General features: G+C 67.9%; 13 protein-coding genes. 5 read left to right on the forward strand and 8 right to left on the reverse strand.

Features of this window, described 5'->3' with window-relative positions; all coding sequences use genetic code 11:
• Positions 1–3: 3 nt before the first annotated feature.
• The 6 genes from HUX88_RS09995 to HUX88_RS10020 all read right to left on the reverse strand — a co-directional run bounded on the left by HUX88_RS09995 (position 4) and on the right by HUX88_RS10020 (position 5,024).
• Positions 4–378, reverse strand: coding sequence for a TraR/DksA family transcriptional regulator (locus tag HUX88_RS09995; protein ID WP_117009667.1), 375 nt, complete (start codon positions 376–378; stop codon positions 4–6).
• A gap of 54 nt (positions 379–432) precedes the next feature.
• Positions 433–861 (reverse strand): hypothetical protein, encoded by a 429-nt coding sequence (locus tag HUX88_RS10000; protein WP_176361669.1) that lies wholly within the window; start codon positions 859–861, stop codon positions 433–435.
• Positions 862–871: 10 nt separating this feature from the next.
• A complete protein-coding gene (locus tag HUX88_RS10005; RefSeq protein WP_176361670.1) occupies positions 872–1,639 on the reverse strand; it encodes a hypothetical protein in 768 nt (255 codons plus the stop codon).
• A gap of 66 nt (positions 1,640–1,705) precedes the next feature.
• A complete protein-coding gene (otnI, locus tag HUX88_RS10010; protein WP_176361671.1) occupies positions 1,706–2,485 on the reverse strand; it encodes a 2-oxo-tetronate isomerase in 780 nt (259 codons plus the stop codon).
• A gap of 147 nt (positions 2,486–2,632) precedes the next feature.
• Entirely contained in the window at positions 2,633–4,021 is a 1,389-nt protein-coding gene (locus HUX88_RS10015) for a DEAD/DEAH box helicase (protein WP_117009670.1), read from the reverse strand.
• A gap of 205 nt (positions 4,022–4,226) precedes the next feature.
• Positions 4,227–5,024, reverse strand: coding sequence for an inositol monophosphatase family protein (locus HUX88_RS10020; protein WP_117009671.1), 798 nt, complete (start codon positions 5,022–5,024; stop codon positions 4,227–4,229).
• A gap of 168 nt (positions 5,025–5,192) precedes the next feature.
• Here HUX88_RS10020 and HUX88_RS10025 point away from each other — a divergent pair, with 168 nt between their 5' ends.
• Positions 5,193–5,981 carry an RNA methyltransferase gene (locus HUX88_RS10025; protein ID WP_176361672.1) on the forward strand — a complete coding sequence of 263 codons (789 nt, stop codon included), beginning with the start codon at positions 5,193–5,195 and terminating at the stop codon, positions 5,979–5,981.
• Between the two features lie 105 nt (positions 5,982–6,086).
• Positions 6,087–6,647, forward strand: coding sequence for a hypothetical protein (locus HUX88_RS10030; protein WP_176361673.1), 561 nt, complete (start codon positions 6,087–6,089; stop codon positions 6,645–6,647).
• A 177-nt stretch (positions 6,648–6,824) separates the two neighbouring features.
• Here the strand turns inward: HUX88_RS10030 and HUX88_RS10035 are convergent, their stop codons facing one another.
• Together HUX88_RS10035 and HUX88_RS10040 are read right to left on the reverse strand one after the other, a co-directional pair.
• A complete protein-coding gene (locus tag HUX88_RS10035) occupies positions 6,825–8,213 on the reverse strand; it encodes a hypothetical protein (protein WP_176361674.1) in 1,389 nt (462 codons plus the stop codon).
• A 65-nt stretch (positions 8,214–8,278) separates the two neighbouring features.
• Positions 8,279–8,998 (reverse strand): hypothetical protein, encoded by a 720-nt coding sequence (locus HUX88_RS10040; RefSeq protein WP_176361675.1) that lies wholly within the window; start codon positions 8,996–8,998, stop codon positions 8,279–8,281.
• 153 nt (positions 8,999–9,151) lie between these two features.
• Here HUX88_RS10040 and HUX88_RS10045 point away from each other — a divergent pair, with 153 nt between their 5' ends.
• The 3 genes from HUX88_RS10045 (at position 9,152) to HUX88_RS10055 (ending at position 14,074) form a co-directional block, all read left to right on the forward strand.
• Positions 9,152–11,800, forward strand: a complete 2,649-nt coding sequence (locus tag HUX88_RS10045) for a M1 family metallopeptidase (protein ID WP_176361676.1) — start codon at positions 9,152–9,154, stop codon at positions 11,798–11,800.
• Between the two features lie 358 nt (positions 11,801–12,158).
• Positions 12,159–12,410 carry a hypothetical protein gene (locus HUX88_RS32180; RefSeq protein ID WP_229219277.1) on the forward strand — a complete coding sequence of 84 codons (252 nt, stop codon included), beginning with the start codon at positions 12,159–12,161 and terminating at the stop codon, positions 12,408–12,410.
• Positions 12,407–14,074, forward strand: coding sequence for a GMC family oxidoreductase N-terminal domain-containing protein (locus tag HUX88_RS10055; protein WP_373886772.1), 1,668 nt, complete (start codon positions 12,407–12,409; stop codon positions 14,072–14,074). Before HUX88_RS32180 ends, HUX88_RS10055 begins: the two co-directional genes overlap by 4 nt.
• Positions 14,075–14,100 lie beyond the last annotated feature (26 nt).

Below are 14,100 nucleotides of genomic sequence, written 5' to 3' on the forward strand. Positions count from 1 at the left end.
CGCTCAGCGGCGGCGCTGTTCCTGCAGCGTCTGGCAGGCGATGCACAGCCGCGCCTCGGGCCGCGCGTTGAGCCGCGAGTAGCCGATCAGCTCGCCGCAACGCTCGCACAATCCATAGCTGCGATCGTCGAACTTGGCCAGCGCGTGGCGCACGATGTGCAGCTGGCGCGCCGTGTGTTCGGCCGCCTCGTGCACCAGCGCGTTGAGGGTGCGCTGGCTGGCGTTGTCGGCCGGCGAGGCCTCGGCCTCGTGCGGCGCCGGCGCGCGCACGTCGGCACTGCGGTCGAGGTCGTCCGCCAGCTGGCTGAGCAGGGCGGCGCGCGCGCGTTCCAGCCGCTCGCGCAGGGTCGTCCATTCAATGTCGTCGAGTCCGTTCATACCGCCCACTCCTTGCGGTGTTGGACCGGTGCGGCGCGATTTTGTTCGGCGCACTCAGCCCGGCGCGGGCAGCGCGTCCAGGTGGTGCTTGAGTTTTTCCAGCGGCGCGGCCAGGTGGTCCGGCTTGCCGGTGGCGACCGCCGCGCCCAGCGACAGCAGCTCGGCGGTCAGGTCGATCATGTCCTTGACGCGGTCGATGCGGGCGATGGCGTCCTCGGCGCGCCGGGCCAGCTCCAGCAATTGCTGCTGCGCGCCGCCCAGGCCGGCGGCGGCCAGGCGCGCGCTGTCCAGGTAGAGGCTGTTGGCGCGCTGGCGCAGCAGCACCTCGTTCTCGAACAGCGCCTGCGCCGTGCCCTGCGACATGGCCGGCGCGCCGCCGCCCGGCGCCGGCTTGCGCAGCGCCCGCATCAGGTGGGCGTGCAGGGCGTCGGCGCTGGTGGACAGGCTGTCGGCCAGCGCTTCGATATCGTGTTGATCGGCCATGGCGAACTCCTTATTGCTGCGGGATCTGGTTGAACAAGGCGCGGTGGGCCTGCTCGATGGCGGCCAGGTTCTGCTGGGCCTGCGTGTTGCGCACGCCGACCAGGTGGTACTCGGCCTGCTTGTCGTGTTGCAGCGACCGGGACAGCGCCAGCAGCAGCCGGTCGCGCCGCGTGTCGACGAAGGGGAGCTCGGTCTCGAGCATGCCGAGCACGATTTTTTGTTCGTTGTCGCTGCTCTTGTCGTACAGGCGCAGCAGCGTACGCATGGCGCCGAGCAGCTCCTCCATCGCCTGGTGGCCGTCGCGCAGCAGCTCGCCCACCGCGCTGTCCTGCGCCGGCCGGGTCAGCGCGCGCGTGACCAGCCGCGTCAGGCCGGCGTAGGCGTTGACGTGGCGCTCGTCGATGCCGCTGTCGGGCCAGGCCTTGATGCCGGAGCTCATGGACTTGACCTGGTCCTCCAGGTCGTACTGGTTGTCGCCGGCAAGCCGGCCCAGCGCCTGCATGTACGCCTGCACGCCGGTCTGCAGTTTGGCGAAATCCGCGCTGGAGGCCTGGCGCTGCTGGTCGAGCTGGCGCTCGCGCAGGTCGGCGGCGGGGCTCAGGAAGGGTTGCTCGCGCTGGTAGGTGGTGCGGTAGCGCTCGGTGAGCTCATGGTAGGCGCCCAAGTGCGGCGACTGGGCGGCGAAGGCGCGCACCTCCGCCATGCGCGGACTGCTGCTGGCGCAGCCGCCGAACAGGGCCAGGCAAAACAGGATCAGGATTACACGGCTCAGTTTCATGTTCGCTCCCTAGGTGTGAGGACATTGTTGCCTTGCGTGAATATTTCCGTATTGCGAATGCGCAGATCAGCTGGTCAGCGCCTGTCGCCAGCCCAGGCCGGCAATGGTGTCGGCGGCCGGCAGGTATTCGCAGCCCAGCCAGCCGTCGTAGCCCAGTTCGTCGATGAGGCGGAACAGGTGGCGGTAGTTGATCTCGCCGCTGCCCGGTTCGTGGCGGCCGGGCGTGTCGGCGATCTGCATGTGCTTGATCATCGGCAGGTTGGCGCGGATCGTGTTGCTCAGTTCGCCTTCCATGCGCTGCATGTGGTAGATGTCGTACTGCAGGAACAGGTTGGGGCTGCCGGTTTCGGCGATGATGTCCAGCGCCTGGCGGCTGCGGTTGAGGAAGTAGCCCGGCATGTCGTAGTGGTTGATCGGCTCGATCAGCAGGTTGATGCCGTGCGGCGCCAGTTCGGCGGCGGCCCAGCGCAGGCTGTCGACGTAGGTGGCGTGGGCGCGTTCCGGCGCCAGGCCGGGCGGGGTCTTGCCGGCCATGCAGTGCAGCTGGGTCGCGCCCAGTTCGGTTGCGTACTCCAGCGCGCTGCGCACGCCGGCGCGGAACTCGTCCTGGCGGCGCGGGTCGCAGGCCATGCCGCGGTCGCCCGCGTTCCAGTCGCCGGCGGGCAGGTTGAACAGCGCCAGCGTCAGCTGGTGGCGGCGCAGGCGCTCGGCCAGCTGGTGGGCATCGTAGGCGTAGGGGAACAGGAATTCGACGCCGTCGAAGCCGGCCTCGCGGGCCAGCGCGAAGCGTTCCAGGAAGGGCGCCTCGGTGAACAGCATGGACAGGTTGGCGGCGAATTTGGGCATGGGGCGGACTCCGGCAGAGAAGCCGCTATCGTAACCGCAAACGCGGCTGGCGCGGCGCGCCGTCTCGCGCGCGGCCCGGGCGAAAAAAAACCACCAGCACTGAGCGCGATCTTGAGCGCGTTCAGGCTGGTGGTATTGGGGGGCTGCTTATCGGCCGCGGCCGCCGGAGCGGTGCTGGGCCGCCGAGCGCGGGGCGCTGGTGCCGGTGCGTGGACCGCCGCCGTTGCCGCCGCCGGTGCCCGGTGCGCGTGGCTTGTTGCCGCCACCGCCGCCACCGCCGCCGGTCTTGGCGCGCGCCTGGCCGCCACCGTTGCGACCGCCGCCGCCATTGCGATGGCCGGGGCCGCCGCTACGCAGCTGCACCGGCTGCGGACGCGCGTTCAGGTCCGGTTCGAAGCCCGGGATCACTGCGCGCGGCAGGGTTTGCTTGATCAGCTTTTCGATATCCTTCAGCATCTCGTGCTCGTCCACGCAGACCAGCGACACGGCCTCGCCGGTGGCGCCGGCGCGGCCGGTGCGGCCGATGCGGTGCACATAGTCTTCAGGAATGTTCGGCAGGTCGTAGTTGACCACGTGCGGCAGTTGGTCGATGTCGATGCCGCGCGCGGCGATGTCGGTGGCCACCAGCACTTGCAGCTTGTTGTCCTTGAACTCGGACAGCGCCTTGGTGCGCGCCGACTGGCTCTTGTTGCCGTGGATCGCCATCGCGCCGATGCCGTCGGCGCCCAGCTGTTCGACCAGCTTGTTGGCGCCGTGCTTGGTGCGGGTGAACACCAGCACCTGGTGCCAGTCGTTGGTCTTGATCAGGTGCGACAGCATCGGGTGCTTCTTGTCGCGGTCGACCGGGTGGATCATCTGGGCGATCACTTCCACCGCCGAGTTGCGGCGCGCCACTTCGATCATGGCAGGCTTGTTCAGCAGGCCGTCGGCCAGCGCCTTGATCTCGTCGGAGAAGGTGGCCGAGAACAGCAGGTTCTGGCGCTTCGGCGGCAGGGCCGCCAGCACCTTCTTGATGTCGCGGATGAAGCCCATGTCCAGCATGCGGTCGGCTTCGTCCAGGATCAGGATTTCCACCTGCGACAGGTTGACGGTGCGCTGTTCCATGTGGTCCAGCAGGCGGCCCGGGGTGGCGACCAGGATGTCGACGCCATGCTTGAGCTGCTTGATCTGCGGGTTGATGCCGACGCCGCCGAAGATCACGGTGGAGTTGAGCTTGGTGTACTTGCCGTAGATGCGTACGCTTTCCTCGACCTGGGCCGCCAGTTCGCGGGTCGGGGTCAGGATCAGGGCGCGGATCGGGCGGGCCGTGGTGTTGCTGGTGATCGCCGCGCCCTTGGCGTCGGTCGACAGGCGGTGCAGGATGGGCAAGGTGAAACCGGCGGTCTTGCCGGTACCGGTTTGTGCGCCTGCCAGCAGGTCGCCGCCGTTCAGCACGGCAGGGATGGCCTGCTGCTGGATCGGGGTGGGCGTGGTGTAGCCGGCTTCGGTAACAGCGCGGACGATAGCGTCGGACAAACCGAGGGTAGAGAATGACATGATGACTTTTTGTTAAGATCGGCCTGTCGCATTCAAGCGCCAGTCGCAGGCAATCGGTGTGGATGACACTGCGGCTAAAGGACTGGTCAGAGTGCCGCAGGCCTGAGTATAACAGCTAAGCGCATCAATTATTTCATTTAGGAAATTTAAAAGGGAGCGTACGCTCCCTTTTTTTGTAACAAACATTCTAATTTTTGCTAATTCATCATGCTTTTGGCTGTTCGCCGAACTGGGCCAGCAGGCCGACCATCTGGCCGAAGATCTTCGGGCTGGCGGCGATGATGTCGCCCTTGTACAGGTAGTCGGACTCGCCGCTGAACTCGCCGACGATGCCGCCGGACTCGGTCACCATCAGGGCGCCGGCCGCGATGTCCCAAGGCTTGAGGCCTTTTTCATAGAAGCCGTCCAGGCGGCCGGCGGCCACGTAGGCCAGGTCCAGCGCGGCGCTGCCCGGGCGGCGCACGCCGTGGCAGCGTTCGGCCATGATGCCGTACATCTTCAGGTATTCGTCCAGCGCCTTGGCGTTGCCGGCCACGTAGCCGGTCGACAGCAGGGCGTTGGCGATGCGGTCGAGCTTGGTCACGCGGATGCGCTTGTCGTTCAGGTAGGCGCCGGCGCCCTTGGTGGCGGTGAACAGGTCGTTGCGGACCGGGTCGTAGATCACGGCCTGGGTGATCACGCCGCGCTGCGACAGCGCGATCGAGATCGAGTATTGCGGGAAGCCGTGCATGAAGTTGGTGGTGCCATCGAGCGGGTCGATGATCCAGGTGAATTCAGTCTCGTCGTTGGCGTTCTTGGACGGGCCCGACTCTTCGCACAGGAAGGCGTGGTCGGGATAAGCTTTGGACAGCACCTCGATGATGGCCTGTTCGGCGGCCTGGTCGACGTCGGTGACGAAGTCCTTGTGGTTTTTCTCGGTGACGATGACGCGGTCGAGGTCGAACGACGCGCGGTTGATGACGGCGGCGGCGCGGCGGGCGGCTTTGATCGCCGTGTTGAGCATTGGGTGCATGTAAGCTTTTCCGTTAAAAGAACGCTAACGCCCACCGGGGGCCTCAGCCTGCCCGGCAGCACATTAGTGTACAAGAGTGAATTAAAGAGCGGAGCGGCGGCGACAGGGTAAAATCCCGGGGAATTTGTGTATCGATACCGCGCAATAGCGCTATTTTAAATGAACCTGCCCGAAATCAATACGAATCTTTTCAAACAGCTGCGATTTATTCTGGTCGAGACCAGCCGCGCGGGCAATATCGGGGCCGTGGCGCGGGCCATGAAAACCATGGGCTTCAGCGATCTGGTGCTGGTGACGCCCCGTTTCGACAACGCGCTGGACGACCCCGAGGCGGTAGCCTTCGCCAGCGGCGCCGGCGACATCCTGGCTGGCGCGCGGGTGGTGGCCAGCATGGCCGAGGCGCTGGACGGCATCAACTTCGCCGCCGCCGTCTCGGCCCGGCTGCGCGAATACTCGCCGCCGGTGCTCACGCCGCGCGAGGTGGCCGGGCAGCTGGCGGCCCAGCCTAAGCTGCGCGCGGCCCTGATCTTCGGCAACGAGCGCTTCGGCCTGCCGAACGAGATCGTCGAAAAATGTAATGTGTTGATCAACATTCCGGCCAACCCGGAATACTCGTCGCTGAACCTGTCGCAGGCGGCGCAGGTGCTGGCCTACGAATGCCGGATGGCGGCGCTGGACGGCGCGCCGTTGTCGATGAGCGTGCGCCAGCCGGCCGGCGACGCCAACGAGATCGGCTTCCAGGGCGAGGCGGCCAGCCTGGCGCAGATCGAAGGCATGTATGAGCACCTGGAGCAGTCGCTGGTGGAGATCGGCTTCCTCGACGCCGGCAACCCGCGCAAGCTGATGCCGCGCCTCAAGCGCATGTTCGCCCGCGCGCAGCTGGAAAAAGAGGAAGTCAACATCCTGCGCGGCATCGCCCGCCACATGGTGGGCAAGCGCAAGGACTGAGATTGATGGCCGTTCGGCGCCTGGCCATCTACCGGCGGCAACCTTGTTTTTAGTCGTTTTGAAGCTTCATCGTTCGCTTAAGCTGGGCGGATGTCAGGAGCTCCAATGCTACTCAAAATTCGGATTTCTAATGGCCGGCCGGCGCCGCGAGCAATGATCAAACGCTTGATTCGGTCCATGCGCCGGGACCTGCGTGGATCCCTCTACCGGCGCAAGGAGCCGGATTCCGTTCGCCTCCCGAGTGTCTATCAAGACAGGGAAGCGCGCCGATTCCTGAACTGGCGTCGGGCCGCCGCCTGCTGCCTTTCGGCCGAGATTATTTTCCTGCGACAGAATCCCAGCCGCTCGACCTTGCTGGAGGAAGCGGCTCACGCATTGCAATTTCATCTGGGGATCTACAATGATGCTGTGGACATCGGCGGCAATTTGCTGGCTGATGTCGCGATGGAGTACATGGCCGCCAACGTGCTCCATCAGCATGCCGAGCGGTGGAAATTGCCGGCCGTCGAAAAAAGTGAAACCAGCGCCAGACTGAGGCGCTTCAGGAGCGCGGCGCGTAGACATGGAGGTCTGACATGGGATTTACGTTTGAAGTCACGAAGGTCAGCAAAGTGCTTAGTGCGAAAATTGGAGTCCTGGATGGGAAAATCCTCGACGGACGGATAACGGCCAATTCATCCGCCTTGTTATTGCATGAGGGGCAGACTATTCCGTTGCATGTCCAAGGCGTGGTGCTCTGCGGCGCCGACCGGCCCGCCGGCTTGCTGAGCCTGACCGTGGGGCTCGGCGAGCGCGCCATGAAACTGGTGGCGGCGGGCGACAAGATCTGCGCCGCGAGCCAGCCTACCGCGTCAGCGACTGGATCCGCGAGGCCGCCACCGCGTTGACGAAGGCTTCGTCGAAGCCTTCGGCCATGTGCCACGGTCCAGTGGCGTCGTCGCGCTCGAACACGAAGTCGCCTTCCAGCGTGGTCGAGCCGTCGCGGCCGATCGCCGCCAGCAGCGGGTCGTTGCGTTCGACCAGCAGGCGGCAGCTGTACGCGGTGCCGGCCGCGATCTCGCGGCAGGGCGCCAACGGCTCCACTTCGGCGATCTCGCGGCTGCGCTCGGGCGAGCTGGTGGCCAGCTTGGGGATGCCGGACATGGGCGACTCCGGCGTCAGCCGCTGCCCGGCCGGCAAGGCCGAGGACATCAGCCGCTCGACGCCGGCGCGGAAGGCGCGCTCGGCCGCGGCCCGTCCGACCGGTTCGGCTGTGTTGATGAACTTGCCGTCCGCGGCCAGGTGGCCGAAGCGCGCCTCGACAATGACGGGCGAGGCGCCGACCACCGCGAAGTCCTGCTTGCCCGGCGCGCTGGGTTCGATGGTGAAGGCGTACGGCGTCTCCGTCTTGTCGATGGTCAGCGTGGCCTTGCAGCCGCGGATGCGCGGCTCGCTGGCGTAGCCCACCTCCTTGATGCCGCTCACGCGCGGCAGCGTCGCGTCGGCGCCGGGGCGCATCGCGGCGATGCGCTGGTCGATGCTGGCGCGCAGCATCAGGCCGTCGAGCGTGCGGCTGATGTCGGAGTCGGTGCAGGCCGGCGCGGCCGACGGCGTCACCGTGTGCCAGATGTAGACGCTGAACGCCAGCATCGGTACGGCGATCCACGCCCAGACCGGGCCGGGCAGCAAGGCGCGCAGGTAGGCGGTCTTGGCGTCGTTGTATTCGCGGTCGAGGCGTTCGACCTCTTGCAGGATGGCCGTGCGGCGCACGTCGCCGCCTGCGCCATCGCGCCGGAATGTCTTCAGGCGCCGGCCGCTGATGTGGCCGTTGTGCGCCAGCCAGACCAGCGCCTCGCCGGGCGACTCCAGCAGCAGCTCTTGCGGCAGGTGCGGCAGGATCCGGTCCAGCTCGGCCTGCGTGATCAGCGCGGCCGACACCAGCGTGCCGAGCTTGTCGCGGTTGATCTGTTCGCGCACGCTGAGGTACTTGGCCAGCGTCTCGCTGATGATCTCGAGGTGGCGCACGCCTTCCTCCTCGCCGTAGCTGGTCTCGATGCGGGTGCAGGCGTGCGCCATGTCGTCCGGCGTGACGATGTCGCGCTGGATCATCCACACCAGCTGGTCGGACATGCTGTCCATCGCCGCCACCTCGGACGCGCCGGGATCGGCCAGTGCGCGGCGGCGCTGGCCGGCGGTGATGATGCCGATCGATTGCAGCGTGTCGAGGCCGGCGATGGTGGTGTCCGAGGTCATGTCTGCCTGTGGCGAAAATAAAGATTATTTATTTTATAATTTCCGCCGATCGCGTGTCGCACGCCTCAGTCGATGCGCGCTGCCTGGACCGCCTTGCGGAAATCCTCCGCGAAGGCGGGCGCCGGCCGCCACGCCTGGCCCGAGTCGTCGCGCTGGAACGAGAACTCGCTGTCGAGCAGCGTGGAGGAGGGCAGGCCCGCCGCCGCCAGTTTCGGATCGTCGCGCTCGACCAGCATGCGGCAGCGGTACACGCCGACCTGCCGCGAGGCCTGGTTGCACCTGGCGTCCGGCTGCAGATCATGGATCGCGTCGAGTTCGCGCTGGCCCTCGGCGAGCTGGCCCACGCCGGCGAAAAAAGCTTTGCGCAGCGCCGGCATTCCCATCGGGTCGGGAGTGTAGTGCCGATGACGAAAATGCCGTTTCCAGTCCCACTGTTCCAGGCGCTCCTTGATAATCGCCGGCACGCCGCGCTCCATCACAAAGGCGCCCTCGTCGCCTTTCGACTCCAGGGTGTAGCCAAATGGACGCTTGATGCGGCCGAAGGTCAGCGTGCCGGCGCAGGCGCGGGTGGCGGGCGAGTCGTATTGGCTGATCTGGTGGATGCCGCTGACGGCCGGCATGCCCAGGCGCTCGTTGCCGTGGCCAAGGATGGCCGCACGCTGCTCTGCCGGGCCGCGTACCATTTTGTCGATGCTGGCCAGGACGCGGTCGTCGTCGCAGTCCGGCAGCGACCTTGCCTTGCGCTCCCGGTGGACGCCATAGGAGATGAACAGCAATACCAGCACCCATGCCCACCATGGGCCCGGCAACGAGCCGTCCCAGCGGGCGCGGCGCGGTTTTCGCGGAACTGGAGTGTTTGAGCGTCGCACGGTTTTATGGTCACAAGCGGTGTTATAGTTTCACGATTGTAATTTAAACACGACAATAAGGAGTCGGATATGCATGCACGCGGCGTGATGTGGTTGGCGTTGGCCTTGGCTTTTCCTGCAGCACCTGTCTTGGCGCAAACCGCGTCGCCGGTGTTCAATTTCGCCACCGCGCCGGGGCGGCTGCCCAAGAACGTGGTGCCGCTGGAGTACACCATCGCGCTCACGCCCGATGCCGCCGCCCACACCGTGGCCGGCACCGAGAGCATCGTGCTGGACTTCAAGGCCGCCAGCGCCGTCATCCAGTTCAACTCGCTGAACCAGACGCTGAGCAAAGTCCTGTTGGACGGCAAGCCGGTGCGTTCCGTGGTGTCGGACGACAAGGCGCAGCTGACCACCATCAAGCTGGCCCGCCCGGCCGGTCCCGGCCGCCACACGCTGAGCTTTGCCTACACCGGCAAGATCGAGAAGGAACCGCGCGGCCTGTTCCTGCAGGAGTACGTGACGCCGGCCGGCGCCAAGGACGCGATGCTGACCACCCAGTTCGAGGCCACCGACGCGCGCCGCATGTTCCCCTGCTGGGACGAGCCGGCCTTCCGCGCCGTGTTCAAGCTCAGCGTGACGGTGCCGGCCAAGTGGGCGGTGTACTCCAACATGCCCGAGAGCGAGCGCAGCGTCAACGGCGAGCTGGCCACCACCCGCTTCGCGCCGACGCCGAAGATGCCGACCTACCTGGTCGAATTCTCCGGCGGCGACCTGGCGCACATCGCGGCCGAGAGCGATGGCACGCGGTTCCGCGTGGTCGCGGTCAAGGGCCAGGAGCAGGGCGGCCAGCAGGCGCTGGCCAACGCCCAGCAGATCCTGGCCGACTACAACGACTACTTCGGCGTGCGCTACCCGCTGCCCAAGCTCGATTCGATCGCCGTGCCCGGCGGCTTCAGCGGCGCGATGGAGAACTGGGGCGCGATCACCTACAACGACCAGGCCCTGCTGATCACCCCGTCCAGCACCATGGGCAACCGCCAGACCGTCTACAGCATCCAGGCGCACGAGATGGCGCACCAGTGGTTCGGCGACCTGGTCACGATGGGCTGGTGGGACGAGCTGTGGCTCAACGAAAGCTTCGCCTCCTGGATGGCCGCGCGCCAGACCGACCTGCGCAACCCGAGCTGGCGCTGGTGGGAGCACCAGGACGAGAGCAAGGAGGGCGCGATGAGCGCCGACGCGCGCGCCACCTCGCACGCCATCGTGCAGCACGTGACCAACGAGCTGCAGGCGAGCAGCGCCTTCGACCCGGCCATCACCTACAGCAAGGGCCAGGCCGTGCTGCGCATGCTGGAGGCGCACATGGGCGCCGACAACTTCCGCAGCGGCATCCGCGCCTACATGAAGACGCACGCCTACTCGAACACCCTCAGCGGCGACCTGTGGCGGGCGCTGGACGGCGCCGGCGCCGGCCCGGTGAGCGACATCGCCCGCGCCTGGACCTCGCAGCCGGGCTTCCCGCTGGTGTCGGTGACGGCCAGCTGCGACGCCGCCGGCGCGCGCACGATCGCCCTGACCCAGCAGCGCTTCCTGTTGCAGGGACTGGGCAGCGGCAAGGGCCGCTGGCCGGTGCCGCTGCAGGTGCGCAGCGGAACCGGCGCGCCCAAGCCGGTGCTGTTCGACGGCGACCGGCAGAGCGTGCCCGCCGGCCGCTGCGACGAGACGCTGAGCATCAACGCCGGCGCGGTCGGCTACTTCCGCGTCGCCTACGACGACGCCACGCTGGCCCGCATCACCCAGTCCTTCGCCAGCGTGCCGGAAGCGGACCGCATCGCGCTGCTGGACGACCAGTGGGCGCTGGTGGGCGCCGGCGCGCAGCCGCTGGCCAGCTACCTGGCGCTGGCCTCGGCCATGGGCGACACCGCCAACCAGCGCGCCTGGGAGCAGATCACCGGCGCGCTCGACACCATCGAGACCGCCGAGCGCGGCACCGCCGGCCACGCCGCCTTCGCCGCCTACGCGCGCTCCATCGTCAAGCCGCTGTCGGTCAAGCTGGGCTGGGATGCCCGCGCGGACGAGTCGCCGGGCATGCAGAAGCTGCGCCGCTCGCTGCTGGCCGACCTGGGCGGCTGGGGCGATCCGGAGGTGCTGGCCGAGGCGCGCAAGCGCTTCGCCGCCTTCGCCGCCGACCGCGCCGCCATCTCCGCCGACGACCAGTTGATGGTGCTGTCCATCGTGGCCCGGCACGCCACGGCGGCCGAGTTCGAGCAGCTGCACGCGATCGCCAAGTCGGCCAGGAACGAGACGGAGTTGCGTCGTTACTACACGGCGCTGATGCAGGTGCGCGATCCGGCGCTGGCGGAGAAGGCCGCCGCGATCGCGCTGTCGGACGAGATCCCCAAGCAGGCCGACATGGCGCGCATCGGCCTGGTGGGCATGCTGGGCGGCGAGCATCCGCAGCTGTCCTGGTCGGTGTTCACGCAGAACGCCGAGCGCCTGATCGCGCCGCACCAGCCGTTCGGCCCGATGATACTGGCCCAGTACACGCCGGAGCTGTTCTGGCGCGCGCTGCCGCCCGAGCAACTGGAGGCCTGGATCAAGGGCCGGGTGCCGGCCGACCTGCTGCCCAACCTGGCGCGCGGCATGGAGGTGGCGCGCTTCAAGCTGGCCGAGAAGGCCATGCTGGTCAAGGCCACCGACGCCTACCTGGCCGGCAAGCTGGCGCGGGCCGACTAGACGCGGCACTCTATTTTTTGCGGGGAAGCTTGCCCGTCCGTTCACGTACACTAGTCGGATCATAAAAACGAGACGGACGGAGACATGACCACCCGCAGATCTTTCCTCAAGATCGGCGCGACCGGCGCGCTATTGCTCGCAGCCGGCGGCGCCGCCTATCGCCTGACCCATCCCCCCGCGGCGCCGACGGCGTTCGTCCTCGACGGCGAGGCTGGCACGGTGCTGGCCGCCATCGTGCCGATGATGCTGGGGCCGGTGCTGCCGGCCGACGCCGCCGCCCGCCGGGCCGCGCTGGACGGCGCCACCACAGCGCACGCTGGCCGCCATCCACGCCTGCCGCTGGCCAATTCAAAAGGAAGTGCAGGACCTGTTCGGCCTGCTGGCGCTGGCGCCCGCGCGGCGCTGGCTGGCCGGCGTGTCCGGCGGCTGGCGCGAGGCCGCGCCGCAGGAGGTGGCCGCCTTCCTGGAGAACTGGCGCCATCACCGCCTCGGCATGCTGCAGACGGCCTATTTGGCGCTGCATGATCTGATCCTCGGCTCCTGGTACGCGGAGCCGTCGACCTGGGCCGGCATCGGCTATCCCGGCCCGCTGAAGGAGCTGCAGAAATGACGAATATGGGCAATGCGACCAATATCCCCATCGCCGCCGCCAAGGGGCCGATTCCCGATCCGATCCAGGCCGGGCTGGCCGCCGGCTGGCGCGTGACCGACTGCGCGCGGCTGGACGCCGACCTGACGCTGGAGGCCGACGTGGTCATCGTCGGCAGCGGCGCCGGCGGCGGCGTCAGCGCCGAGATCCTGGCGCTGTCCGGCCTGCGCGTGCTGATCGTCGAGGAGGGCGCGCTGCGCTCCTCGTCCGACTTCAACATGAAGGAGGCCGAGGCCTATCCGCAGCTGTACCAGGAATCGGCCGCGCGCAAGACGCGCGACAAGGGCATCAACATCCTGCAGGGCCGCACCGTCGGCGGCAGCACCACCGTCAACTGGACCAGCAGCTTCCGCACGCCCGACATCACGCTGGCGTATTGGAATAAACAGTATGGTTTAAAGGACTACACGCCGGAACAACTGGCGCCGTGGTTCGGCATGATGGAGCAGCGCCTCAACGTCATGGACTGGCCGGCCGCGCCCAACGAGAACAACGACCTGCTGCGCCGCGGCGCGGCCAAGCTGGGCATCCCGACCGCGCTGATACGGCGCAACGTCAACGGCTGCTGGAACCTGGGCTACTGCGGCATGGGCTGCCCGACCAACGCCAAGCAGTCGATGCTGGTCACCACCATCCCGTCGGCGCTGACGCAGGGCGCCACGCTGCTCACGCGCGCGCGCGCCGAGCGCTTCGTGATCCGGGGCGACAAGGTGGCGCAGCTCGACTGCGTGGCGCTGGACGCCTCCGGCCACGCGCCGACCGGGCGCCGCATCACCTTGCGCGCGCGGCACTACATCGCCGCCGGCGGCGCCATCAACACGCCGGCGCTGCTGCTGCGCTCGGGCGCGCCCGATCCGCACGGCCTGCTGGGCAAGCGCACCTTCCTGCATCCGGTGGTGATCTCGGCCGGCACCTTCGCGCAGCGCGTGGACGGCTACGCCGGCGCGCCGCAGACCGTGTACTCCGACCACTTCCTGCACAACGCGCCGATCGACGGCCCGATGGGTTACAAGCTGGAAGTGCCGCCGCTGCATCCGCTGCTGCTGGCCACCACGGTGGCCGGCTTCGGCGCGCAGCACGCGGCCGAGATGGCGCAGTTCCCGCACAAGCAGGTGATCCTGGCGCTGCTGCGCGACGGCTTCCACGCCGGCGCGCCCGGCGGCAGCGTGGCGCTGGACGGCGCCGGCGCGCCGGTGCTCGACTATCCGATCGGCGATTTCATCTGGGACGGCGCGCGCCGCGCGCTGCTGACCATGGCCGAGATCCAGTTCGCGGCCGGCGCCACGGACGTGTCGCCGGTGCACGAGTCGGCGCCCCGCTACACCAGCTGGGCGCAGGCGCGGGACGGCATCGCCGCGTTGCCGCTCAAGCTGCTGGCCACGCGCGTGGTGTCGGCGCACGTGATGGGCGGCTGCGCCATGGCGGGCGACGAGCGCCAGGGCGTGGCCGACGCCGACGGCCGCTACCGCGGCCTGGCCAACCTGTCGGTGCACGACGGCTCGCTGTTCCCGACCTCGATCGGCGCCAATCCGCAGCTGTCGATCTACGGCATTGTGGCGCGCCTGGCCAGCAAGCTGGCGCAGCAGCTGACCGGCAAGCCGGCGGCCGTCCCGGTGCGCGCCTGACCGGCCAGTCCGGGGTATGATGGCGG

It is taken from the genome of Duganella sp. BJB1802 (assembly GCF_013369445.1).
Taxonomy (GTDB): domain Bacteria; phylum Pseudomonadota; class Gammaproteobacteria; order Burkholderiales; family Burkholderiaceae_D; genus Rugamonas; species Rugamonas vulcania_A.